At 66.2% G+C, this 23,788-nt stretch carries 18 protein-coding genes, 1 rRNA gene and 1 riboswitch; of the genes, 10 read left to right on the top strand and 9 right to left on the bottom strand.

All coding sequences use genetic code 11. The annotated features are described in order from the left end of the window. Positions 1 to 103: 103 nt before the first annotated feature. Entirely contained in the window at positions 104 to 1,384 is a 1,281-nt protein-coding gene (locus WS49_RS25375) for a Zn-dependent hydrolase (protein WP_059534465.1), read from the bottom strand. 362 nt (positions 1,385 to 1,746) lie between these two features. Here WS49_RS25375 and WS49_RS25380 point away from each other — a divergent pair, with 362 nt between their 5' ends. Continuing rightward, positions 1,747 to 2,445, top strand: coding sequence for a TetR/AcrR family transcriptional regulator (locus tag WS49_RS25380; RefSeq protein ID WP_059534467.1), 699 nt, complete (start codon positions 1,747 to 1,749; stop codon positions 2,443 to 2,445). A gap of 35 nt (positions 2,446 to 2,480) precedes the next feature. Here WS49_RS25380 and betA read toward each other — a convergent pair whose 3' ends face one another. From betA to speB, 4 genes are all read right to left on the bottom strand, one after another. Continuing rightward, entirely contained in the window at positions 2,481 to 4,166 is a 1,686-nt protein-coding gene (gene betA / locus WS49_RS25385; protein WP_059534469.1) for a choline dehydrogenase, read from the bottom strand. Positions 4,167 to 4,206: 40 nt separating this feature from the next. After that, the gene (locus WS49_RS25390) at positions 4,207 to 5,712 is read right to left on the bottom strand and encodes a purine-cytosine permease family protein (protein WP_059534508.1); all 1,506 of its coding nucleotides are present in this window, start codon (positions 5,710 to 5,712) and stop codon (positions 4,207 to 4,209) included. 158 nt (positions 5,713 to 5,870) lie between these two features. Continuing rightward, positions 5,871 to 7,379, bottom strand: coding sequence for an aldehyde dehydrogenase family protein (locus WS49_RS25395; protein WP_059534471.1), 1,509 nt, complete (start codon positions 7,377 to 7,379; stop codon positions 5,871 to 5,873). Positions 7,380 to 7,492: 113 nt separating this feature from the next. Beyond that, a complete protein-coding gene (gene speB / locus WS49_RS25400) occupies positions 7,493 to 8,470 on the bottom strand; it encodes an agmatinase (RefSeq protein ID WP_059534472.1) in 978 nt (325 codons plus the stop codon). Between the two features lie 160 nt (positions 8,471 to 8,630). Here speB and WS49_RS25405 point away from each other — a divergent pair, with 160 nt between their 5' ends. The 6 genes from WS49_RS25405 to lipA all read left to right on the top strand — a co-directional run bounded on the left by WS49_RS25405 (position 8,631) and on the right by lipA (position 16,922). Further along, on the top strand, positions 8,631 to 9,554 hold the full coding sequence (locus WS49_RS25405; RefSeq protein WP_059534474.1) for a LysR family transcriptional regulator: 924 nt from the start codon (positions 8,631 to 8,633) through the stop codon (positions 9,552 to 9,554). A gap of 192 nt (positions 9,555 to 9,746) precedes the next feature. Next, positions 9,747 to 9,833: riboswitch (glycine riboswitch) on the top strand. 121 nt (positions 9,834 to 9,954) lie between these two features. Beyond that, a complete protein-coding gene (gene gcvH, locus WS49_RS25410; RefSeq protein ID WP_306453914.1) occupies positions 9,955 to 10,437 on the top strand; it encodes a glycine cleavage system protein GcvH in 483 nt (160 codons plus the stop codon). Then, positions 10,434 to 13,313 (top strand): aminomethyl-transferring glycine dehydrogenase, encoded by a 2,880-nt coding sequence (gene gcvP / locus WS49_RS25415; protein ID WP_218921268.1) that lies wholly within the window; start codon positions 10,434 to 10,436, stop codon positions 13,311 to 13,313. Before gcvH ends, gcvP begins: the two co-directional genes overlap by 4 nt. A 93-nt stretch (positions 13,314 to 13,406) precedes the next feature. Then, on the top strand, positions 13,407 to 14,663 hold the full coding sequence (gene glyA, locus WS49_RS25420; RefSeq protein ID WP_059534479.1) for a serine hydroxymethyltransferase: 1,257 nt from the start codon (positions 13,407 to 13,409) through the stop codon (positions 14,661 to 14,663). Between the two features lie 162 nt (positions 14,664 to 14,825). After that, positions 14,826 to 15,944: a glycine cleavage system aminomethyltransferase GcvT gene (gene gcvT / locus WS49_RS25425; RefSeq protein ID WP_059534481.1), complete on the top strand. Its 1,119-nt coding sequence runs from the start codon at positions 14,826 to 14,828 to the stop codon at positions 15,942 to 15,944. Between the two features lie 3 nt (positions 15,945 to 15,947). Beyond that, the gene (gene lipA / locus WS49_RS25430) at positions 15,948 to 16,922 is read left to right on the top strand and encodes a lipoyl synthase (RefSeq protein WP_059534483.1); all 975 of its coding nucleotides are present in this window, start codon (positions 15,948 to 15,950) and stop codon (positions 16,920 to 16,922) included. Between the two features lie 88 nt (positions 16,923 to 17,010). Here the strand turns inward: lipA and WS49_RS25435 are convergent, their stop codons facing one another. The 3 genes from WS49_RS25435 to WS49_RS25445 are packed head-to-tail and all read right to left on the bottom strand — an operon-like array spanning position 17,011 to position 20,681. Beyond that, complete coding sequence (locus WS49_RS25435; RefSeq protein WP_059534484.1) at positions 17,011 to 18,201, bottom strand: acetyl-CoA C-acetyltransferase; 1,191 nt, start codon at positions 18,199 to 18,201, stop codon at positions 17,011 to 17,013. An 18-nt stretch (positions 18,202 to 18,219) separates the two neighbouring features. Next, entirely contained in the window at positions 18,220 to 18,987 is a 768-nt protein-coding gene (locus tag WS49_RS25440) for a 3-hydroxyacyl-CoA dehydrogenase (protein ID WP_059534487.1), read from the bottom strand. Between the two features lie 20 nt (positions 18,988 to 19,007). Next, on the bottom strand, positions 19,008 to 20,681 hold the full coding sequence (locus WS49_RS25445; protein WP_059534489.1) for an acyl-CoA synthetase: 1,674 nt from the start codon (positions 20,679 to 20,681) through the stop codon (positions 19,008 to 19,010). A 135-nt stretch (positions 20,682 to 20,816) separates the two neighbouring features. Here WS49_RS25445 and WS49_RS25450 point away from each other — a divergent pair, with 135 nt between their 5' ends. From WS49_RS25450 to WS49_RS25460, 3 genes are all read left to right on the top strand, one after another. Further along, complete coding sequence (locus WS49_RS25450) at positions 20,817 to 21,821, top strand: AraC family transcriptional regulator (RefSeq protein WP_059534491.1); 1,005 nt, start codon at positions 20,817 to 20,819, stop codon at positions 21,819 to 21,821. A gap of 340 nt (positions 21,822 to 22,161) precedes the next feature. After that, positions 22,162 to 22,761 carry a hypothetical protein gene (locus WS49_RS25455; protein ID WP_059534512.1) on the top strand — a complete coding sequence of 200 codons (600 nt, stop codon included), beginning with the start codon at positions 22,162 to 22,164 and terminating at the stop codon, positions 22,759 to 22,761. Positions 22,762 to 22,863: 102 nt separating this feature from the next. Continuing rightward, positions 22,864 to 23,235: a nuclear transport factor 2 family protein gene (locus WS49_RS25460; protein ID WP_059534492.1), complete on the top strand. Its 372-nt coding sequence runs from the start codon at positions 22,864 to 22,866 to the stop codon at positions 23,233 to 23,235. Positions 23,236 to 23,529: 294 nt separating this feature from the next. Here the strand turns inward: WS49_RS25460 and rrf are convergent. Further along, positions 23,530 to 23,642 (bottom strand): 5S ribosomal RNA (gene rrf / locus WS49_RS25465). Positions 23,643 to 23,788 lie beyond the last annotated feature (146 nt).

Below are 23,788 nucleotides of genomic sequence, written 5' to 3' on the forward strand. Positions count from 1 at the left end.
CAAAGCCGTCCCCGCCGGCTGCCATGCACAGTCGGGGCGGTCCTGCTTGGGCATGCCACGGTCAGGCGACGATCAGCCTGCCGGCTGCGCTAGATCCGATCCGTCATGAAGCCGGCTCGCATGCGCGCGACAACATCGCGTGCAGCAGCACGTTCGCGCCGGCCTCGATCCACGCAGGCGTCGCGTCCTCGATCTCGTTGTGACTGATGCCGTCGACGCAGGGTACGAACACCATCGACGTCGGCGCGACCTGCGCCAGATAGCAAGCGTCGTGCCCCGCCCCCGACACGATGTCGCGATGCGAGTAGCCGAAGCGATCGGCCGCGTCGCGCACGGCCGCCACGCAGGCCGGATCGAACGCGACGGGCTTGTAGTAGAAAATCTGCTCGAGCGCGGTGTCGAGCCCGATCTCGCCCGCGATGCGCGCGACGCCGTCGCGCAGCGCGGCGTCCATCTCCGCGAGCACGGCGTCGTCCGGATGACGGAAATCGACGGTGAAGAACACGCGGCCCGGAATCACGTTGCGCGAGTTCGGGTGAACCTGCATCATCCCGACCGTCGCGCAGCCGAACGGCGCGTGATCGAGGCCGATCCGGTTCACGAGATCGACCACGCGCGATGCGCCGAGCAGCGCGTCGCGACGGCGCGGCATCGGCGTCGGCCCCGCGTGCGCTTCCTGGCCGGTGAACGTGATCTCGTACCAGCGCTGCCCCTGCGCGTCCGTCACGACGCCGATCGTCTTGCACTCCGCCTCGAGAATCGGCCCCTGCTCGATATGCAGCTCGAACGCCGCATGCAGCTTGCGACCGCCGCAGGGTACGTCGCCCGCGTAGCCGATGCGCGCGAGTTCCTCGCCGATCGTCTTGCCGTCGACGTCCTTGCGCGACAGCCCGTACTCGAGCGGGAACACGCCCGCGAACACGCCCGACGCGACCATCGCCGGCGCGAAGCGCGAGCCTTCCTCGTTGGTCCAGATCACGACCTCAACCGGATGCTCGGTCTCGATGCCGTGATCGTTCAGACTGCGAATCACCTCCAGGCCGCCGAGCACGCCGTAGATGCCGTCGAAGCGGCCGCCCGTCGGCTGCGAATCCGCGTGCGAGCCGGTGACGACCGGCGCCGCGTCGGCCACGCGGCCCGCGCGGCGCATGAACACATTGCCCATCGTATCGACCGTCACCGTGCAGCCGGCGGCTTTCGCCCAGCCGACGATCAGGTCGCGTCCGGCCTTGTCGAGATCGGTCAGCGCGAGGCGGCAGACACCGCCCTTCGGCGTCGCGCCGATCTTCGCCACCTCCATCAGGCTGTCCCACAACCGCCTGCCGTCGACCTTGATCGACGTGTCGAATGCTGCCCGCTTCACTGTTTCCGATACCGCGTTCATTCGTATCGCTCCTGTGGGGTCGGTCATGCCGTCATTCCGGTCGCCGCCGGTGCGTGCATTGCTGCCGTCGGGGCAAACCCGCACCGGCGAGGTGCAGATGTGCATCGTTCGCGTGATTCGTCCGATCGATCGGCGGATTGCCGGCACTGCATTCCGTCGATCATCAAATCCTGTCCGATTGGACAGGTTTTAGACGATCAAAATGCCCAGCGCAATGTCTTTCTTGCGTGGATCGAACGAGCGAGAAACGTGCCACCGCATCGCAGCATCGCGCACGCCGATGCGGACGAGCACGTGCGTTCGATGCGAACCAGCGGCTAGAATGAAGCGCAACGCGGCATGCAAGCCGCGCGAGGGTAACGATGAGACATGACGAAGCGGCCGCCGAAGTCACCGGCGACGACGAAGCGAACATGCCATTGCGGCGACGCAAGGCGCACATCCGCGAGTCCAACGAAGCGCATCTGCTGGCCTGTGCGGAAGCCGTATTCGCGGAGCGCGGGCTCGACGGCGCGAGCACGGCGATGATCGCCGAACGTGCGGGCCTGCCGAAGGCGAACCTGCATTACTACTTCCCGACGAAGCTTGCGCTATACCGTCGCGTGCTCGACGACCTGTTCGAAGACTGGCACCGCGCGGCCGGGTCGTTCGAGGCCGGCGACGATCCGGTCGAGGCGATCGGCGGCTACGTGCGCGCGAAGATGGATCTGTCGCGACGGCGCCCGCTCGGCTCGAAGGTCTGGGCCAACGAGATCATCCACGGTGCCGCGCACATGCAGGACATCCTGTCGGAACGCGTGAAGCCCTGGTTCGACACGCGCGTGAAGGTGATCGAAGGCTGGATCGCGCGCGGGCTGCTCGCGCCGATCGATGCACATGCGTTGATGTACCTGATCTGGGCGACCACGCAGCACTATGCGGATTTCGATGCGCAGATCCGCGCGCTGAGCGGCAAGCGTGCGTTCACGCAGAAGGCGTTCGCCGAGAAGACCGAGCAGGTCGTGCAGCTCGTGATCCGCGCGTGCGGTGCGGTGTCGCCGGAGGCGGCGCGCGATCGGTGACGTGACTGCCGAACGCGCGCCGCCGTGCGCCGCGCTTAAGCGGCCACCTTGCGCTTGGGCACACCCGTGCGCTGCTGCGCTTCCCAATTCTCGACGAAGCCGACCGCCGCATCGGACGGCGCGAGCACTTTCCGGCCGCGCACCAGGTCGGCGGCCCGCTCGGCCAGCATGATCGTTGGCGCGTTCAGGTTCCCGTTCGGTTCGGTCGGAAACACCGACGAATCGATGACGCGCAGGCCCTGAACGCCGCGCACGCGCAATTCGGAATCCACCACGGCCATCTCGTCCTCGCCCATCCGGCACGAGCCGCACGGATGCATCGTGCTTTCCATGTTGGCACGCACGAACGCATCGATCTCGTCGTCCGTCGTCACGTCCGGGCCGGGTGCCAGCTCCACGCCGCGGAAGCGATCCATGGCCGGCTGCCCGACGATCTCGCGCGTGAGGCGCACGCAGCGACGGAACCCCTCGCGGTCTTCCTCGCGGTCGAGATAGTTGAACCGGATTTCCGGATGCTCGTACGGATCGGCGGAGCGAACCCGAACGTACCCGCGGCTCTTGGGTTTGTTCGGCCCCGTCAGCACCATGAAGCCATGGCCCTTGTACGGCTTGTCGCCGTCATAGCGCATCGCCGCCGGCAGGAAGTGGAACTGGATGTCAGGCCAGCGCAGCCCTGCTTCGGAACGGATGAACCCGCCTGCCTCGAAATGGTTGCTGGCGCCCAGCCCATCCTTGAACAGCAGCCAGCGCAGGCCGATCATCGCCTTGCCGAGCAGCCCCATCTTGCCGTTGAGCGACACCGGCTCCTTGCACTCGTACTGAATGTAGATTTCCGAGTGGTCCTGAAGATTCTCGCCGACGCCCGGCAGATCGTGCACGACCTCGATCCCTGCCTTGCGCAACACGTCGGCCGGCCCGATGCCCGAGCGCTGCAGCAGGTGCGGCGAGCCGATCGGCCCCGACGACACCAGCACTTCCCGCGTGCAGCGAACCGTGTGCTCGACGCCGCCCTGCTCGTAGACCACGCCGACCGCGCGCTTGCCTTCCATCACGATCCGGCGCGTCATCGCATGCGTGACGACGGTCAGGTTGGGTCGCCGCATTGCCGGACGCAGGTATGCGTTCGCGGTCGACCACCGAACGCCGTTCTTGACCGTCATGTGCATCGCGCCGAACCCTTCCTGCATGTAGCCGTTGCAGTCGTCGGTCTTGATGTAGCCGGCCTCGGCCCCCGCTTCCACCCAGGCGCCGTACAGCGGGTTCTGCATGTTGTTGCCGTTGTTGGTGCTCAGCGGGCCGTCCGCGCCGCGATATTCGTCGCCGCCGAACTTGTAGCTCTCGGCCTTGCGGAAATACGGCAGGCAGTTGCGGTATCCCCAGTCGCGCGCGCCGAGCGATTCCCATTCATCGAAATCGCACGCGTGACCGCGAATATAGACCAGCCCGTTGATCGACGACGAGCCCCCGAGCACCTTGCCGCGCGGGCAATGCAGGCGGCGTCCGTCCAGGTTCCGTTCCGGCGCAGTCTCGTAGTGCCAGTTGAACCGCTTCGTGTTCATCGGCATCGAGAACGCGCTCGGCATCTGGATGATCACGCTGCGATCGCTTCCGCCGTACTCCAGAACCAGCACGCTGACGTTCGAATCCTCGGTCAGGCGGTTCGCCAGCACGCATCCCGCCGACCCGGCGCCCACAATGATGTAGTCGTAGTATTTAGTCATCTTGATTATCCTGCTCGATGAATGATCCTAGCGTGCCGGGTCAGCCGCGCTTTTTCTCGCCGGTGGTGAACTCCGGCATGTGCGCTTCGATGTGCGCGATTTCCGCCTCCTCGCGCCGCAGGTCGAGCGACCGGCACAGCACGTAGTACGCGAGCGCCGAGACGATCAGCCCCACCAGCCAGGCCAGGTCGACGCTGCCCATCGCCTTCGCGAGCGGGCCGACGTAGACCTCGCGGTCGCCGTCGAAGATGCAGAAGAACGGCACCATCGCCACGAACCCGATCAGGTACGAAAGCAGACCGCGTCCGCCCCAGTTCCCGTACAGGCTGTCGCGCGGGCGAAAGAAATGCGGCACCGCGTAGCGCCCCTTGCGCACGAAGAAGTAGTCGGTCAGGTTGACGGCCGTCCACGGCACCAGGAAGTACAGCATCACCACCAGATAGATGTTGAGCACCGACAGGCCGGAACCCGACGCGTAGATGCGCATCGCCACGCCGAACTGCAGCAGCACGACGAAGACGATCGCCGCGATCCGCGCCTTCGCGGTCGGCTCCACCTTCCGGAACGAGTCCACGCTGGTGATGGCCGTCAGCTTCGCGCTGTAGATGTTCATCGCGATCACCGGCAGGAACGCGACGATGGTGATGGCCACGACCGCCGTGCCGAGCTGCGGCGCGATTCCGGCACCCACACCGTGGAGCGCGACGAGCACATCGGTCGCATGCAGGTGCGCGCCGAGCCATCCGCCCACCGCGATCATCCACGCGCCGGACAGCGATGCCCCGACGAACACCGCGGCAATCAGCCTGCCGCTCGGCGTGTTCTTCGGCAGGTAGCGCGAATAGTCCGACACGTAGGGCGCATACGCGATGTTGTAGCTGGCCGCCGCCGCGAACTGCGCGATGAAGCCGGTCCAGTTGAAACCCAGCTTCGCGACCGGCGCACCGGCCACCGCCGGCGCGTCATGGATCCAGCCGGCCAGCACCGCCAGCGTCACGAGGCCGTATAGCGGCAGCGAAAGATACAACGACCATTTGAACGTCCGGTGCATCCAGTCGTGACCGAGTATCGCGAGGATCGTGGCCGGCACCGTCACGACCAGCGCGACCTGCATCGGATCCCAATGGAACAGCGTCCTGAGGCCCTGCATCATCAATACCAGGTTGACGATGTTGAAGCCCGCGAAGACGAACAATGTCGCCAGCAGCACGAGCACGACGCCGCGATAACCGAACTGCGCGCGCGACTGGATCATCTGCGGCAAGCCGAGATGCGGCCCTTGCGAGCCGTGGAACGCCATGAACAGCGTGCCGAACATGATGCCGAGCGTGCCGGAGACGGTGGTCCAGAACGAATCGAGACCGACGCTCGGCCCGACGAAGCCGATCGTCATCGTGAAGAACGTGAAGTTCCCGACGAACCAGAACGGCCCCTGGCTGGCCAGCCGATCGGTACGCTCGCTTTCCGGGACGAAGTCGATCGAGTGCGCCTCGATGGCACCGTGGTCGCCGCGCGGCGCCTTCAATACGTTTGTTTCTGCCTGCATGTTGTACCCCATGATCGCAAAGGGCTAAGCAGAGCGAATTCCCCGAATCGGTCCGGATGAACAGGTCGAGGATTTCGCATCGGGATCAGGCCGCCTTCGGCCGGCTGCAGGCTTTTGCCGTGCATGCCGGCGGCAGGCGGCACATCACGTGCAACCGGTCAGGGAAGCGTGATGCAGACTGCCTTGGTCTCCATCAGATAGTCGAGTTGCTCCGGCCCGAGGTCCTTGCCGAACCCGGACGTCTTGAACCCGCCGAACGGCAGCGCCGGATCGATGGTGCTGTGCGCATTCACATAGACCGTGCCCGCCTGCAACCGCGGAATCAGGCCATGCACGCGCCCCAGGTCGTTCGAGTAGATCGCGGCGGCCAGGCCGAACGACGAATCGTTCGCGAGCGCCACGGCCTCGTCGAGCGTGTCGAACGGCGCGGTCACGAGCACCGGGCCGAAGATTTCCTCGCGGACGATCCGCATGTCGGGACGGCAATGCGCGAAGATCGTCGGTTCGACGAAATACCCAGGGCCCGCATGGGCACGGCCGCCGTAGTAGCATTCGGCGCCTTCCCGGATGCCGGATTCGATGTACGACAGGACCGTGTCCTTTTGCCTGGCCGATACGAGCGGGCTAATGAAGCAATCGCGATCCAGCCCGGGGGCGATCTTCAACGTCGCCGTGTAGTCGGCCAGCGCCGCGAGGAAGCGGTCATGGATGTCGCGGTGGATATAGGCCCGCGTGCCCGCGTCACACACCTGGCCGGAGTTGAAGAACACGCCGTTGGCCACGGCCTGCGCGGCGGCATCGATATCGGCGTCGTCCAGCACGATGACCGGGGATTTCCCGCCGAGTTCGAGCGTCACGCGCTTGATGTGCCGCACCGCGTTCTGCCCGACGTCGCGACCGACCGGCGTCGAGCCCGTGAAGGTCAGCTTGTCGATGCCCGGGTGGCTCGCCATCGCGGCGCCGATCACGCTGCCGCGACCGGTCACGATGTTGACCACCCCGTCCGGAATACCGGCTTCCTGCACCAGTTCGGCAAAGCGCAGCGTCGACAGCGACGTGAGTTCGGCCGGCTTCACAACCATCGTGCAACCGACCGCCAGCGCGGCCGCCAGCTTCCAGGCCATGGTCTGCAGCGGATAGTTCCACGGCACGATCGCACCCACGACACCGATCGGCTCCTTGCGCGTATAGGCCAGATAGTTGCCCGGCAGCGACGGCTCGACCGTGCGGCCGTGCAGCTTGGACGCCCAGCCGGCGAAATAGCGGAACGTGTCGACGGTGCCCTGGATGTCGATCGCGCGGGCCTGCGCGACGGACTTGCCCATGTCGATCGACTCGATCTCCGCCAGTTCGTCCGCGTGCGCCTCGATCAGGTCGGCCAGCCGGTGCAGCAGCCGCTCGCGCTCCAGCGGCTTGAGGCGGCGCCATTCGCCGTGATCGAACTGGTGACGGGCGGCGGCGACGGCACGGTCGAGATCGGCCGTCGTCGCGAACGGAATCTGCGTGATGACGCCCTCGGTCGACGGCTCGGTGACGGCGCTGAACTGGCCGTCGCTGCCGTCCACCCACGCGCCGCCGATGAACATCTTCATCGGCCTGGCGAGAAAGTTGCGGGTCGCCTGGGAAACATCGTGGCGATCGAGATATTGCGCGACTACGGCATCCATGTTGATCTTCCTTGATAGCGTGCCCGGCACCTCTCGGCGAAGGTCGCCGGGCCGTACGGTAATGGCTTCGAGCGTCCCGCGAGACGTCGCGCCCGATTCCTGAAATGAATGTCTCAGCGGGCGCGGGCCAGGCTGCGCGCGTGGAAAATGAAACCGATGCTGTTCATCAGCAGTTGCGCGGCCAGGATCGACGTCGTGCCGGTCGGATCGTAAGCCGGCGCCACTTCCACCAGGTCCATGCCGACGATGCTTCCGTGACTGCGCTTCGCGAGCGCCTGGATGATCTCGAGCACTTCGTAGTACTGGAAACCGCCGTGGCTCGGCGTGCCGGTTCCCGGCGCGATCGACGGATCGAAGCCGTCGATGTCGATCGTGATGTAGTAGGCGCTGCGCTGCGGAATCTGCTCGAGCACGCCGTCGGTGCCGAGGCGCCGGACATCGCGCACGGACAGGATGTTGGAACCCGCGGCGCGGGCCGCGTCATAGTCGCTGCGGTTGGATGACGAGACGTTGCGGATGCCGAGCTGCGTCATGCCGGCGATGTGGTCCATCTCGGAGGCCCGGCGCAACGGGTTGCCGTGGCCGTATCGCACGCCGTGGCGTTCGTCGACGAAGTCGAGGTGCGCATCGAAATGCACGATGTGAATCGGCCCGCGGCCTTCGAACGCCTTGATCACCGGCGCATGCACCGAATGATCGCCGCCGAGCACCACCGGCATCGCTCCGCCGGCGAGAATCTTGCGCACGGCCAGTTCGATGTTCGCGTTGCTCGTGGCCATGTCGGTGTGCACGATGTCCGCATCGCCGACGTCCACCATGCGAACCTGATCCTCGGTCAGGTAGAGCACGTCGTCTTCGTGATCGTAGGCGCCCGCGTGCCCGAACGAAAACAGCGTCGACGCCTCGCGAATGCCGCGCGGGCCGAAGCGCGCGCCCGAGCGCCACTGGGTGCCCATGTCGTTGGGCGCACCCAGGATCGCGACATCCGCGTCGATGTTCTCCCAGTCGAGGCACACCGGCGCCTTCGCAAAGGTGCAGTGACCGACGAACGGCAGGTTGAGCCTGCCCTTTTCATAGCTGTTGTTCTGCATTGTCTCCGTCTCCATCTGTATGCGGATTCGTCTTCGGGCGCACGGCCGTCCATGCGCTTGCCTTTGCGGTCACTATGGGCAAAAATTTTTTCCGGAAAAATAGCATCTATCAGATGTCCATATCGGATATTCCGATGTGACGGACGGAGGAGAACGGAACGTGAAACAGCTGCAGGACATCGACCTGAAACTGCTCAGGATTTTCATGACCATCGTGAAATGCGGCGGTTTCTCCGCCGCGCAGGCCGCGCTGAACGTGAGTCAGTCGACCATCAGCGAGCAGATGACCAGCCTCGAAACGCGCCTCGGCGTCAAATTGTGCGAACGCGGCCGCAGCGGCTTTCGTCTGACGGAACACGGCGTCGCGACCTACGAATCCGCGCAGCGCCTCGCGCTCGCGGTGGAAGCGTTCTGCATGGACACCCATGCGCTCAAGCAGCGCATCTCGGGCCGGCTTCATCTCGGCATCATCGACAACACGGTCACCGACACCGACAGCATCCTGCCGCTCGCGCTGCGCCGGTTCGTCTCGCGCGGTCACGACGTCCAGCTCGACATCTACATCGGCACGCCGGCCGAGCTCGAGGAGCGCGTGCTCGACGGGCGGTTGCACCTCGCGATCGGCCACTTCCCGCTCACCGTTGCCGGCCTGTCCTACACGCAGCTGTATGAGGAGCCCGACGGCCTCTACTGCAGCCGCTACCATCCGCTGTTCTCGACCGACGCCACCGGCGACGCGCTGATCGAGCGCGTCCGGCAAAGCCAGGTGGTCGCCCGCGCGTTCCTGCAGCAGCGCGACCTGCAATTGCTCGAGAGCGGCAGCGCGGCCGCGACCGTCGACAATGTCGAGGCCCAGGCGATCCTGATCCTGACGGGCGCGTATATCGGCTTTCTGCCGCGGCACTACGCGAGACAGTGGGTCGACGCCGGCCAGATGCGCCAGCTCGCCGCGGAACAGCTCACGTCCGCGTGGCCGTTCTCGTCGATCACGCGCCGCGGCGCCGCACAGCCGACCGTGCTTCGCGCGTTCCTCGACGACCTGATGGCCCAGTCGGGCAATCGCCCCCCGCCAGCGGACAGATAGTCGATATCGGATATTCATTTCGGTCCCCACCGAAGTATCGACCGGCCGCGATCGCGGCGCGGCCTTGCTCCGCCAGGCCGCGCGCCGTTTTCGGCACGCCTGCGTCGTGCCGCGGCATCTGCTTCGCCGGATGGGCGATCGAACGAGGTGTTGACACCGCCGCAGGCGTGCGACTAGATTGTCGCCAGCTATCGGGATGTGTCAGGAGAGACCGCCGTCCGGCGGCGCCGAAGGGGAATCGCCCCAGAAACTCTCAGGCAAAAGGACTGACGCATCGATTAGCGCTCTGGAGAGTAGGCCTCTGGTCGTCGACCAAGCCTCGCCGAAGGAGAAGCGCCCCGCCGGGGCGCGCAATCTCTCAGGCAAACGGACAGAGGGGGCATCAGGCACGCAGCCTGGAATGCCCCGGTCTCGTCCGGATGCCGACTCGTCGATCATCCTCCCGCCCGTGCACTTCCGGCTTGCGTGTGCCGCATCACTCAACGCAACCCTGTCAGGAAGAGAGCACATGAGCGAGGTCCGATACACCGAATCCCATGAATGGCTGCGCGTCGAAGGCGACGGCAGCGCCACCGTCGGCATTACCGACCACGCGCAATCGCAGCTGGGCGATCTGGTTTATGTCGCACTGCCAAACGAAGGCGACGCCTTTGCCCAGTACGACGAGGCCGCCACCGTCGAATCGGTCAAGGCCGCCGGCGAGGTCAAGATGCCGGTGTCCGGCACCGTGCTGGAAGCGAACGCCGCCCTGGGCGACACGCCGAGCCTCGTCAACGATTCCGCGGAATGCGACGGCTGGTTCTTCAGGATGCGCATCGACAGCCCGGAGCAGCTGACCGGGTTGATGGACGCCGCCGCGTATCGCGCCTATATCGGCGAATGACGGAGACGGCCATGAACGCATTCGATTCCGTCGCGCAGCGCGAGTCGTTCGTCCGCCGCCACATCGGCCCCGATGCAGACGAACAGGCCGCGATGCTGGCCGTGCTCGGCGTGGACTCCGTCGACGAGCTGGTGGAGCAGGTCGTCCCCGCGGCGATCCGCAGCGATGCGCCGCTCGCCCTGCCTCCCGGCTGCACCGAAGCCGACGCGCTGGACCGGCTGGCTGCACTGGCAGGCCGCAACCAGGTATTCCGCTCGTTCATCGGCATGGGATACCACGATACCCACACGCCGCCGGTCATTCAGCGCAACGTGCTGGAAAATCCGGCGTGGTACACGGCCTACACGCCGTACCAGCCTGAAATCTCGCAAGGCCGCCTGGAGGCGCTGCTCAACTTCCAGACCATGATCGCCGACCTGACCGGCCTCGAGATCGCCAACGCGTCGATGCTCGACGAAGGCACCGCGGCCGCCGAGGCGATGACGTTCTGCCGGCGCCTCGCCCGGTCGGACAGCCGGATCTTCTTCGTCGCGCACGATTGCCATCCGCAGACGATCGAGATCGTTCGCACGCGCGCGGAGCCGCTCGGCATCGAGATCGTCGTCGGAGATCCGCGCCGCGATCTGTCCGCCACCGGCTGTTTCGCCGCGCTGCTGCAATACCCGGGCACCTTCGGCGACATCCACGATTACCGCGACGTGGTCGACACCCTGCATGCGAACGGCGCGCTGGCCGTGGTCACCGCCGACCTGCTCGCGCTGACCCTGCTCGCGCCGCCGGGCGAATTCGGCGCCGACGTGGCGGTCGGCACCACGCAGCGCTTCGGCGTGCCGCTGGGTTACGGCGGCCCGCACGCCGGTTATTTCGCGACGCGCGACACGTTCAAGCGCACGATGCCGGGACGACTGGTCGGCGTGTCGATCGACGCGCACGGCCGCCCGGCGCTGCGCCTCGCGATGCAGACGCGCGAACAGCACATCCGGCGCGAGAAGGCCACCAGCAACATCTGCACCGCGCAAGTACTGCTCGCCAACATCGCCGGCTTCTACGCGGCCTATCACGGCCCGCACGGACTGACCGCGATCGCGCGCCGCATCCACCGCCTCACCGCGATCCTGGCCGCGGGCCTGCGTCGACTCGGCCATGCCGTGCCAACCGAATACTGCTTCGACACCATCGCCGTCGACAGCGGCATTCGCACCGATGCCGTGCACGCGGCGGCACGGGCCCGCCGGGTCAACCTGCGCGCCATCGACGCGCGCCGGATCGGCATCTCGCTCGACGAGACGACCACGTCCGACGATATCGTCATGCTCTGGTCGATCTTCTCCGAAGGGCGCGCCGTTCCCGACTTCGCGGCCGTCGACGCCGCCACCGCCGATGCGTTGCCTGCCCCGCTGCTGCGCCGGAGCGCCTTCCTCACGCACCCGGCGTTCAACGACCATCATTCCGAAACGCGGATGCTGCGCTACCTGCGCCGGCTCGCCGACCAGGATCTCGCGCTCGACCGCACGATGATTCCGCTCGGCAGCTGCACGATGAAGCTGAACGCCACCGTGGAGATGATGCCGATCACGTGGCCGGCGTTCGCCCGGCTGCATCCGTTCGCACCGGCCGAACAGGCCGACGGCTATCGCGTGCTGGCCCGGGAACTCGAGGCGATGCTGTGCACGATCACCGGATACGACGCGGTGTCGCTGCAGCCGAATGCGGGCTCGCAAGGCGAATACGCGGGCCTGCTCGCGATCCGCGCGTATCACGCGAGCCGCGGCGAGGCACGTCGCGACATCTGCCTGATTCCGTCGTCGGCGCACGGCACGAACCCGGCATCCGCACAGATGGCCGGCATGCAGGTCGTCGTCGTCGACTGCGACGACGACGGCAACGTCGACATCGACGACCTCGCCGACAAGGCAGCGCGGTACGACAGCCGCCTGGCCGCGATCATGATCACCTATCCGTCGACCCACGGCGTGTTCGAGGCCCGCGTACGCGACGCCTGCGACATCGTCCATGCGCACGGCGGCCAGGTCTACATCGACGGCGCCAACATGAACGCGCTGGTCGGCCTCGCCCGGCCGGGCGCGTTCGGCGGCGACGTGTCCCATCTGAACCTGCACAAGACCTTCTGCATCCCGCACGGCGGCGGCGGCCCCGGCGTCGGACCGATCGGCGTCAAGGCGCATCTCGCGCCGTTCCTGCCCGGGCATCGTGAGGGCAGCGTGCCGGGGATCGGTGCAGTGTCCGCGGCGCCGCTCGGCAGCGCGAGCATCCTGCCGATCACGTGGACCTACGTCACGTTGATGGGGTCGCGCGGCTTGCAGCGTGCCACCGAGGTGGCGATCCTCAACGCCAACTACATCGCCGCGCGCCTCTCGCCACACTACCCGATTCTCTATACGGGGCCGAACGGCCGCGTCGCGCACGAATGCATCATCGACCTGCGGCCGTTGAAGGACAGCAGCGGCATCAGCGTCGACGACGTCGCCAAGCGACTGATCGATTTCGGCTTCCACGCGCCGACGATGAGCTTCCCCGTCGCCGGCACGCTGATGATCGAGCCGACCGAATCGGAATCGAAGGCCGAACTCGACAGGTTCATCGACGCGATGATCGCGATCCGCGCCGAAATCGCAGCCGTGGAAGCGGGCACGCTGGATGCCGAAGACAATCCGCTCAAGCACGCGCCGCACACGGCGGCCGAACTCGTGGGCGACTGGCGTCACGCGTATTCGCGCGAACAGGCCGTCTATCCGCTCGGCGTCGCGGCGACGGCCGGCGGCAAGTACTGGCCGCCGGTTTCGCGGGTCGACAACGTCTACGGCGACCGCAACCTCGTGTGTTCGTGTCCGCCGATGGAAGCGTATCGATCGTGACGCGCCGGCCGCTCCACTCGTAACGACACTCAACCCTGCTTGCGCGGCCGCGCACCCGACGTGCGCGCCGCACCGATATCAGGAGAAGGACAAATGTTCAGCAAAGACATGCGGATCGAAGGCTTCGATGACGAACTGTGGACAGCGATGGAACGCGAGCGCATTCGCCAGGAGGACCATATCGAGCTCATCGCTTCGGAAAACTACACGAGCCCGCGCGTGCTGCAGGCGCAAGGCTCGGTGCTGACCAACAAGTATGCCGAGGGCTATCCGGGCAAGCGCTACTACGGCGGCTGCGAATTCGTGGACGTTGTCGAACAACTGGCGATCGATCGCGCAAAGGCGCTGTTCGGCGCCGACTACGCGAACGTGCAGCCTCATTCCGGCAGCCAGGCCAACGCCGCCGTCTACATGGCACTGCTCGAGCCGCACGACACGATACTCGGCATGAGCCTCGCGCACGGCGGTCACCTGACGCATGGCGCGCACGTGAATTTCTCGGGCAAGCTCTACCGTGCCGTCCAGTACGGCCTGAACGCGAAAACCGGCGAAATCGATTACGACCAGGTCGAGGCGCTGGCGACCGCGCACCGGCCGAAACTGATCACGGCCGGCTTCTCCGCCTATTCCCGCGTGGTGGACTGGGCACGCTTCCGGCAGATCGCCGACGCCATCGGCGCATATCTGTTCGTCGACATGGCTCACGTGGCGGGCCTGGTGGCGGCCGGCGCGTACCCGAATCCGCTACCGCACGCGGACGTGGTCACCACGACGACCCACAAGACGCTACGCGGCCCGCGCGGGGGCCTGATTCTCGCCCGGACGAACCCGGAGATCGAGAAGAAGCTCAATTCCGTCGTGTTCCCCGGCATCCAGGGCGGCCCGCTGATGCATGTCATCGCCGCCAAGGCCGTTGCGTTCAAGGAAGCGCTGTCGCCCGAGTTCCGGATCCATCAGCAGCAGGTGGTCGCCAACGCCCGGGCCATGGCCGATACGTTCGTCAAACGCGGCTTCGACATCGTCTCCGGCGGAACGGACAATCACCTGTTCCTCGTCAGCCTGATCCGCCAGGGACTGACCGGCAAGGCGGCCGATGCGGCGCTGGGCCGCGCGCACATCACCGTGAACAAGAACGCGGTGCCCGACGACCCGCAGAGCCCGTTCGTCACCAGCGGCATTCGCATCGGCACGCCTGCCGTGACGAGCCGCGGTTTCAAGGAAGCGGAAGCGCGCGCGGTGGCCGGCTGGATCTGCGACATCCTGGCCGATATCGAGAACCCGTCGGTCATCGACCGCGTTCGGCGACACGTCGCCGAACTGTGCGGCGCATTCCCGGTATACGGCAAGTAACGGCCGTTCGGGCCATTGCCCGACCGTTCTTCGGAAGCGACTTCGACGTCCCTCCGGAGAACGGAGCACGCCTCCGGATACGGGATTGCCCAAGTCGTTCATTCCGTACTCCGAAGCTGTACCGCGCGCGATCTCCTAAAATCCTGTTGATCCGGAATAACGATGACGATCCCACTTTCCCGTACCCCACTCCACGACCTTCACGTCGAGCTCGGCGCGAAGATGGTTCCGTTCGCCGGGTACGAAATGCCCGTCCAGTACCCGCTCGGCATCCTCAAAGAGCATCTTCATACGCGCGAGCAGGCCGGGCTGTTCGATGTCTCGCACATGGGACAGGTGCTGCTGTCGGGTCCGGATGCCGCCGCCGCGCTCGAAACGCTGGTGCCGGTCGACGTGATCGACCTCCCGTTGGGCATGCAGCGCTACGCGTTGTTCACGAACGAGCACGGCGGCATTCTCGACGACCTGATGATCACCCGCCTCGGCGACGCCGAGCTGATCGCGGTCGTCAACGCCGCGTGCAAGGACCGCGACGTCCGCCATCTGAGGGAACGGATCGGCCACCGCTGTGACGTCGTCGAGCTGACCGACCGCGCGCTGCTCGCCCTGCAAGGGCCGGCCGCCGCGTCGGTTCTGGCGCGCCTGGCACCCCGCCTGGCCGAACTGGTCTTCATGCAAAGCACGCGTGTCGAGCTGGCCGGCGCGGCGTGCATGGTCAGCCGCTCCGGCTACACCGGCGAGGACGGCTACGAGATCTCCGTGCCGGCCGATCGGGCGGAAGCGCTCGCACGCCTGCTGCTGGCCGACCCTGCCGTCGAGCCGATCGGTCTCGGCGCGCGCGATTCGCTGCGCCTCGAAGCCGGCCTGTGCCTGTACGGCCACGACATCGACACCGGCACCACGCCGATCGAAGGCGGGCTGTTGTGGGCCCTCTCGAAAGTACGACGCCCTGGCGGTGCACGCGCCGGCGGTTATCCCGGCGCGGATGTCGTCGCGCGGCAGATCGCCGAGGGCGTGACAAGAAAACGCGTCGGCTTCGTCGTGAAAGACAGGGTGCCGGTGCGCGAGGGCGCCGACATCGTCGACGCCGACGGACGCCCGATCGGCACGGTGACGAGCGGCGGCTTCGGTCCGACTTGCGGCGGCCCGGTCGCCATCGGCTATGTCGACGTCGAATTCGCGGCACCAGGCACTGCACTGCATGCGATCGTCCGCGGCAAACCGGTCCCGATGGAAGTCGCGAAAACGCCGTTCGTCCCGCAACGCTACTACCGGGGGTAAGCCATGGCGAACACGAGCACCCGCAACACGCCGATGGCCGCCGGAACTCGGCTCTCCGCCGCCGAAAAAATGGCGCGCATCCCCGTGAAGATCGTCGCGACCGAACCGGCCGACATGCCACGCAAGCCGGAATGGATTCGTGCGGCCTTTCCGGGTTCGCGCGAGGTGATGGCGCTGAAGAAGATCCTGCGCGAGCAGAAGCTGCATACGGTATGCGAGGAAGCCGGTTGCCCGAACCTCGGCGAGTGCTTCGCTCACGGCACGGCGACCTTCATGATCATGGGCGACATCTGTACACGGCGTTGTCCGTTCTGCGATGTCGGACACGGCCGCCCGCTTCCGCTCGATCCTGACGAACCGGCACGGCTCGCCGAAACGATTGCCGCGATGGGGCTCAAGTACGTGGTGATCACGTCGGTCGATCGCGACGACCTGCGCGACGGCGGCGCCGCTCACTTCGCGGCCTGCATCCGCGCCGCACGCGGGATCGATCCGGCACTCCGGATCGAGGCGCTGACGCCGGATTTTCGCGGCAGGCACGAGGTCGCGCTGAACCTGCTCGCGGCATCCCCGCCGGACGTGTTCAACCATAATCTGGAAACCGTGCCGCGCTTGTATCGCGAAGCGCGGCCGGGCGCCGATTACCGGCACTCGCTGGGCCTGCTGCAGGCATTCAGGTCCGCGGCGCCGAACGTGCCGACCAAATCGGGCCTGATGCTGGGCCTCGGCGAAGAGATCGACGAGGTCGAGCAGGTGATGCGCGACTTGCGCGCGCATGGCGTCGACATGCTGACCCTCGGCCAATATCTGCAGCCAACCCGTCACCACTTGCCCGTGAAGCGCTTCGTTCCTCCCGCGGAATTCGCGCAGTTGCGGCAACGCGCGCTTGCGCTCGGGTTCAGCCAGGTCGCATCGGGGCCGATGGTGCGCTCGTCCTATCACGCCGATCTGCAGGCGAAAGGCGAAATGGTCGAATGACGGCGGGTTCGATGAAGCGCGCGCGACGCGCCTCGCCGATGAGGCGGTATGGCTCCGGTCCATACCGCCCGCGTCCTCCCGGCGCGCGTTACGCGACCCGCTCGATCGCGATCGCCGTCGCCTCGCCGCCGCCGATGCACAGCGACGCGACGCCGCGCTTCAGCCCATACGCTTCGAGCGCGGCCAGCAGCGTCACCATCACGCGTGCGCCCGATGCGCCGATCGGATGGCCGAGCGCACACGCGCCGCCGTGCACGTTGACCTTGTCGTGCGGCAGGTCGAGATCGCGCATCGCGGCCATCGCCACCACCGCGAAGGCTTCGTTGATCTCGAACAGGTCGACGTCGCGCAGGTTCCAGCCGGTTTTCTCCGACAGCTTGCGGATCGCGCCGATCGGTGCCGTCGCGAACAGGCCCGGCTTGTTCGCATAGGTCGAATGCCCGACGATCACCGCCTTCGGCGCGAGGCCGAGTCGGTCCGCTTCCGAGCGACGCATCATCACGAGCGCGGCCGCGCCATCGGAAATCGACGACGAATTGGCGGCCGTCACCGTACCGCCCTCGCGGAATGCCGGCTTGAGCGTCGGAATCTTGTCGAGCTTCGCGTTACCCGGTTGCTCGTCGATCGACACGACAGCTTCCGTCTTGCCGGCCTTCACCGTCACCGGCGCGATCTCCGATACGAAGCGTCCTTCCGCAATCGCTCGCTGCGCGCGCGTCAGCGATGCGATCGCGAACGCATCCTGCTCCTCGCGCGTGAACTGGTAGGCCTGCGCGCAATCCTCCGCGAACGTGCCCATCAGCCGGCCCTTGTCGTACGCGTCCTCGAGCCCGTCGAGGAACATGTGATCGAGCACCTGGCCATGCCCCATGCGCATCCCCGCGCGCGCCTTCGGCAGCAGGTACGGCGCATTCGTCATGCTCTCCATCCCGCCCGCGACCGCCACGTCCGCCGAACCCGCCAGCAGCAGGTCGTGCACGAACATCGCGGCCTTCATCCCTGAGCCGCACATCTTGTTGACCGTGGTCGCGCCCACTGCCAGCGGCAAGCCCGCCTTCAGCGCGGCCTGCCGCGCCGGTGCCTGCCCCTGGCCGGCCGGCAGCACGCAGCCGAACACGATTTCATCGATGCGCTCGGCAGGCACGTTCGCGCGTTCGAGCGCCGCGCGAATCGCCACCGCGCCGAGCTCGCTCGCGCTGGCCGCGGCCAGGTCGCCCTGAAAACCACCCATCGGCGTGCGCGCCGCACCAACGATTACGATCGGATCCTGTGTCGTCATGATTGCATTCCTCCAGTGTCAGCGCGGTGCCATGCGCAGCGCGCCATCGAGACGGATGACTTCGCCGTTCAGCATCGTATTCTCGGCGATGTGGCGCACCAGCGCCGCGAATTCATCGGGGCGGCCGAGCCGCGGCGGGAACGGTACGCTCTTGCCGAGCGCGTCCTGCACGTCCTGCGGCATGCCGGCCATCATCGGCGTCGCGAAGATGCCCGGCGCGATCGTCACCACGCGAATGCCGAACCGCGCGAGTTCGCGCGCGATCGGCAACGTCATGCCCACCACGCCGCTCTTCGATGCCGCATACGCGGCCTGCCCGATCTGTCCGTCGAACGCCGCGACCGACGCGGTGTTGACGATCACGCCGCGCTCGCCTTCCGCGTCGGCGTCCTGCTTCGACATTGCGTCGGCGGCCAGCCGAATCATGTTGAACGTGCCGACCAGATTGATTGACACCGCACGCGCGAAACGGTCGAGCGAATGCGGGCCTTCGCGGCCGACGACCTTCTCGCCCGGCGCGACGCCCGCGCAGTTCACGAGCGCATCGATGCGGCCGAAGGCGTCGCGCGCGGCGGCAACGGCGGCCTGCCCGTCGGCTTCGCTCGTCACGTCGGTCTTCACGAAGCGTGCGGCCGCGCCGAGTTCGTGCGCGAGGCTCGTGCCGGCGTCTTCATTGACGTCCAGCAGCACGGCTTTGCCGCCTTCGGCGACCACCATGCGCGCCACCGCCGCGCCGAGGCCCGAACCGGCGCCCGTAATCAGAAAAACGCGATCCTTGATATTCATTCGCAGTCCGTATTCAGTATTCAGGAGTGAGCGGTCTTCTCGGCTTCCTGCTTGCGCAGCACGAAGCGCTGGATCTTGCCGCTCGGGGTTTTCGGCAGTGCGTCGACGAAGTCGATCGCGCGAGGATAGGCGTGTGCCGACAGTCGCCGCTTCACGTGCTGGCTCAGTTCTTCGGCCAGCGCCGGTGTGCCGTCGAAGCCTTTCGACAGCACGACGAACGCCTTGACGATCTCGGTGCGCTCCGGGTCCGGCACGCCGATCACCGCGGCCTCGCTGACAGCCGGATGCTCGATCAGCGCGCTTTCCACGTCGAACGGACCAATCCGGTAACCGGACGATGTGATCACGTCGTCCGCGCGGCCGATGAAGCTCACGGTACCGTCCGGCTCGAGCTCCACGTTGTCGCCGGTCCGGTAATAGCCGCCCGCGATCGCCGGCGTGTCCTGCTGCCAGTAACCGTAGAACCACAGCAGCGGCGAGCGCGCGACGTCGATTGCGAGAATGCCGGGCTCGCCGGGGCCAAGTTCGCGGCCGGCTTCGTCGAGCACCGCGACGCGATAGCCGGGCATCGCAAAACCCGCCGAACCGGCATGGACGACGTGCGCGAGCCCGTGATGATTGTTCACGACCATCCCGAGCTCGGTCTGGCCGTAGTGGTCGTAGATCGGCGCGCCGAGCGCCGCGTGGAACCAGCGCACGACTTCCGGATTCAGCGGTTCGCCCGCGCTGCTGACGACGCGCAGTTGCCCTTTCAGGCGCGCGGCCGCTTCGGTGCCGGCCGCCATCAGCATCCGGAACGCCGTCGGCGAACCGGCCAGGCTCGTGATGCCGAGCCGTTCGATCACGTCGTAGGTACTGTCGACCGTGAAACCACCCTCGTACAGCGTCGTTGCATGGCCGAGCAGCAGCGGGCCCGTGATCGCGTAATAGAGGCCGTATGCCCAGCCCGGATCGGCGATGTTCCAGAAGCGGTCGCCGGCGCGAAGGTCCACCGCGTCGCGCATGTACGCGCCGAACGCGAGCAGCGCGCGCAACGGCACCGGCACGCCCTTCGGCAAACCCGTCGTGCCCGACGTCGACATCATCATGAACAGGTCGGTGCCCTTTCGCGGCACCGGTTCGAATACGTCGGACTGCGCGTCGAGCGCCGCGCGGAAATCGATGTCGCGCGCCGGCAGCGCGTCGCCCGACTCGCGCACCGTCGCGACCCGCGGGCAATCGACGATCTCGTCGAGCTTCGCGCGATTCGCGATGTTGGTGACGACCAGCCGTGCATCGCTCATGCGCAGCCGGTGCTCGATCGCCTTCGGCCCGAACGCGGTGAAGAGCGGCTGATAGACGGCGCCCGCGCGCCACGTGCCGAGGATCGTCGCGACGAGTTCGGGCGTACGCGGCAACAGGCCGGCCACCACGTCGCCCGGCTTCACGCCCTGCTCGACCAGCAGGTTCGCGACCCGCGCCGACAGCGCCTGCATCTGCGCGAACGTGAAGCTGCGATGCCGGCCGCCGGCGTCGATCCAGTCGAGTGCGATCGCATTCGCGTCCGCCGCCGCATGCCGGTCGCAGCATTCGACGCAGGCGTTCAGGCCCTGCTCCAGGTCGCCGTGCAGATGTGCGGCGGCGGTCTCGATACGGAAGCCGGCCACGGCGTCGGCGTAGGCCGGCACCACCCGGGCGGTTGCTCCATCACGCATGCGTGTCTCCTGTTCGTTATGCCCGCCGGCGAACCGGGGGTATATCGATGATGGTAGACAGCCGTCACATTGCAATCAATGACAAACAGAATCTAGAATCGTGATCGCTTTTGCCATGTCTGGAGGGCATGAAAAATGGGGCCGCAGATGATCTCGTCGGATTTCGTCGAGGATGCGCTCGAGAGCCTGCGCCGGCTGCGGATTCCGACCGAGCCCGTACTGCGCGTGGCCGGCTTGCCGGCCACCGTGCGCGAGCCCGTCACGCCACAGCAGTACGGTCGCCTGTGGCTGGCGATCGCCAACGCGATCGACGACGAATTCTTCGGGCTCGCGGCCCGACCGATGCGGCGCGGCAGCTTCACGCTGCTGTGTCACGCCGTGCTGCACGCGGGTACGCTCGAGAAAGCGCTGCGGCGTGCGCTGCAGTTCCTGCGCGTGGTGCTCGACGAACCGCGCGGCGAGCTCGTGGTCGCCGACGGCCAGGCGCAGATCGTCCTCACGCAGGCGGGCGCACCGTATTCGGCGTTCGCGTACCGGACGTTCTGGCTGATCCTGCTCGGCGTCGCCTGCTGGCTGATCGGCCGACGCATTCCGCTGCAGCGCATCGATTTCGCGTGCCCGAGCCCCGACCAGCGCAGCGACTACCACCAGTTCTTTGGCGTGCCCGTGCATTTCGACCGCCCGGACAGCCGACTCGCGTTCAACGCCGCGTACCTCGCGCTGCCGACGATCCGCTCCGCGCAGGCGCTGAAAACCTTCCTGCGCGGCGCGCCCGGCAACCTGCTCGTGCGCTATCGGCACGACACCGGCTGGGTGGCAAAGATACGTGCGCATCTGAAGGCCCAACCGGCCGCCGAGTGGCCGGACTTCGACACGCTGGCCGTGCGCCTCGGCACGACGCCCGCGACCCTGCGGCGACGGTTGCGCAGCGAGGGGCAGAGCTTCGCGTCGATCAAGGACGAACTGCGCGGTGCGCTGGCCCAGTCGCTGCTGCGCGGGCACACGCTCAGCGTCGCGGAAATCGCGGCGGAACTCGGTTTTACCGAGCCCAGCGCGTTTCATCGCGCGTTCCGGAAATGGACCGGGACGAGCCCGGGCGCATTTCGGCGGGATGTCAATGCGGCGCAGGCGGAGCATTGAATCGCGGCGCGGGTGTGCGTCACGCTCGGTGCGAGCGCGCTAAAGGGCAAGGCTGACGTGCATGATCGCAGTGAATTTCAGCAGTCGTGCGGTTGCTCAAGCTGTTGGCCTTCTGGAAGAACCGCTCTCTTTTGCTTCAAGAGGCAATCCCCCCGCATTCGACGGCCACGCAGTCGATTCGGCTGTGAGCACGCAATCACGCTGCAGTCTGTTGGCGTTCAATCGCTTCCCGCTTCGGCAACAACACGGCGAAGAATCGACGGCGCCGCATGCCGGCGCGAAGTTGCGCGTTGCGCTGCCTGACCACATACTGACCGCCCATGCGAACAAGACCGCGTTGATGGTGACTGTCGATCAGGGTGCCGCTTCAGTGCTGGGTGTCGTGGGATCTGCCGTGTCCCTGTTGGCAGCCATTCCGTACGCGCTCGCGATCTACCGGCGCACCGTTCGGCCGCACCTGTTCACGTGGCTCATCTGGTCGGTCGTCACGGTGATCGCGGGCGCCGGCCAGTTCGTTGCGGGTGCCGGACCGTCTGCATGGTGCACTGCCGCGATCGCACTGACCTGCTTTCTGACTTTCGTCGCGAGTCTGTTTCGAGGTGAGCGCGGCTGGACCCGCATCGATTGGCTCTTCCTGTGCGCGGCACTATCGGCCATTCCGCTCTGGATGCTGACCGAGGACCCTACGATGTCGATCTGTCTGGTCACGCTGATCGAGCTTGCCGGCCTGGGACCGACCATACGCAAGACGCTTCGCGATCCGTGGAGCGAGAGCCTCACGTATTTCGCGCTGTGCGTGCTCAAGTACGCATTGGCGCTGCTGGCGCTAAGCAGGTGGAATGTCGCGGTCGCGTTCTATCCTTCGGTCAACATCGTCGCGTCGATCGGCATCTGCTTGGTGATGTTGGTGCGACGTCAGGCGCTGTCGAAACCTGAGTAATCTCTGTCGAATAGCCTTGGTGCCGGAATGCGAGGGCCGCCGCAGCCCGATTGCCGGTCGCGTATGAAATGCGGACCTTTCGAACCGTTGCGAGGCCCCGATATGGATGCCGTTCGTGCAGTCATCGAACCGTATGAAGCCGCACTGCGAGCGGCGATGCTCGCCAACGACGTCGACACACTCGACACGTTGCTGGATGACGACCTCGTCTTCACCATCCCGAGCGGGCTGGTCATTTCGAAAGATGACGATCTGTCCGCGCATCGCGCGAAACTGCTGCGCCTCGACACACTCGATATCCAGGAGACTCAGGCAAAGACGATCGGCGAGATGATCCTCACCACGACGAAGGCGAAGCTTGCCGGTCGTTTCGACGGCAACGCATTCGATGGCATGTTCGCCTACACGCGCCTGTGGCGCCGATCGGGTAGCGAGTGGCGTGTCGTCGCCGGACATGCATCGCAGATCGGTTGAACTTACGACATGCCCGCAAATCAGGAAACTGCTGGATCGAAAGGTAAGCCGATGCTGCCGCTGTCGCGCACGCGGCGACTGTTGCCGATGACGGGGAGGAAGAGATGCGCCACAGCGTTAGCGTTCGTGCAGCGCGTGCGGCCGATAGGAAGGCACTCTCGAGATCGGTGAAAAGGAGCCTCGGGAGGGCATGCAGTTTGCAAGATGGGGACGGGTTCTCTGTCATCTCGCGCATTTCCGTCTCGCCAATGCAAAAACCCCCGCCTGGTCGGGCGGGGGTTTCTGGCTAAGGGAGCCTGACGATTACCTACTTTCACACGGGAATCCGCACTATCATCGGCGTAGAGTCGTTTCACGGTCCTGTTCGGGATGGGAAGGGGTGGGACCGACTCGCTATGGTCATCAGGCAAAGAGGGTTGTCCTGCTGGCATGGCCAACAGAACCAATCTGGGAAGAAGCAGTAATTAGGTTGTGAGCTGTATCTCACACGTACGCGGTACTTCAACCGCAGTACGTCGAGTGCTTTGCACTCGACGTTCGACATTCGTAAGCG

It is taken from the genome of Burkholderia sp. RF7-non_BP4, from assembly GCF_001521935.1.
Classification (GTDB): Bacteria; Pseudomonadota; Gammaproteobacteria; order Burkholderiales; family Burkholderiaceae; genus Burkholderia; species Burkholderia diffusa.

What these genes read in the sequence shown, in the direction of transcription:
- WS49_RS25375 (WP_059534465.1), bottom strand. Translation starts at nt 1,384, where the DNA reads ATGAACGCGGTATCGGAAACAGTGAAGCGGGCAGCATTCGACACGTCG.
- WS49_RS25380 (WP_059534467.1), top strand. Translation starts at nt 1,747, where the DNA reads ATGAGACATGACGAAGCGGCCGCCGAAGTCACCGGCGACGACGAAGCG.
- betA (WP_059534469.1), bottom strand. Translation starts at nt 4,166, where the DNA reads ATGACTAAATACTACGACTACATCATTGTGGGCGCCGGGTCGGCGGGA.
- WS49_RS25390 (WP_059534508.1), bottom strand. Translation starts at nt 5,712, where the DNA reads ATGCAGGCAGAAACAAACGTATTGAAGGCGCCGCGCGGCGACCACGGT.
- WS49_RS25395 (WP_059534471.1), bottom strand. Translation starts at nt 7,379, where the DNA reads ATGGATGCCGTAGTCGCGCAATATCTCGATCGCCACGATGTTTCCCAG.
- speB (WP_059534472.1), bottom strand. Translation starts at nt 8,470, where the DNA reads ATGCAGAACAACAGCTATGAAAAGGGCAGGCTCAACCTGCCGTTCGTC.
- gcvH (WP_306453914.1), top strand. Translation starts at nt 9,955, where the DNA reads ATGCCCCGGTCTCGTCCGGATGCCGACTCGTCGATCATCCTCCCGCCC.
- gcvP (WP_218921268.1), top strand. Translation starts at nt 10,434, where the DNA reads ATGACGGAGACGGCCATGAACGCATTCGATTCCGTCGCGCAGCGCGAG.
- glyA (WP_059534479.1), top strand. Translation starts at nt 13,407, where the DNA reads ATGTTCAGCAAAGACATGCGGATCGAAGGCTTCGATGACGAACTGTGG.
- gcvT (WP_059534481.1), top strand. Translation starts at nt 14,826, where the DNA reads ATGACGATCCCACTTTCCCGTACCCCACTCCACGACCTTCACGTCGAG.
- lipA (WP_059534483.1), top strand. Translation starts at nt 15,948, where the DNA reads ATGGCGAACACGAGCACCCGCAACACGCCGATGGCCGCCGGAACTCGG.
- WS49_RS25435 (WP_059534484.1), bottom strand. Translation starts at nt 18,201, where the DNA reads ATGACGACACAGGATCCGATCGTAATCGTTGGTGCGGCGCGCACGCCG.
- WS49_RS25440 (WP_059534487.1), bottom strand. Translation starts at nt 18,987, where the DNA reads ATGAATATCAAGGATCGCGTTTTTCTGATTACGGGCGCCGGTTCGGGC.
- WS49_RS25445 (WP_059534489.1), bottom strand. Translation starts at nt 20,681, where the DNA reads ATGCGTGATGGAGCAACCGCCCGGGTGGTGCCGGCCTACGCCGACGCC.
- WS49_RS25450 (WP_059534491.1), top strand. Translation starts at nt 20,817, where the DNA reads ATGGGGCCGCAGATGATCTCGTCGGATTTCGTCGAGGATGCGCTCGAG.
- WS49_RS25455 (WP_059534512.1), top strand. Translation starts at nt 22,162, where the DNA reads ATGGTGACTGTCGATCAGGGTGCCGCTTCAGTGCTGGGTGTCGTGGGA.
- WS49_RS25460 (WP_059534492.1), top strand. Translation starts at nt 22,864, where the DNA reads ATGGATGCCGTTCGTGCAGTCATCGAACCGTATGAAGCCGCACTGCGA.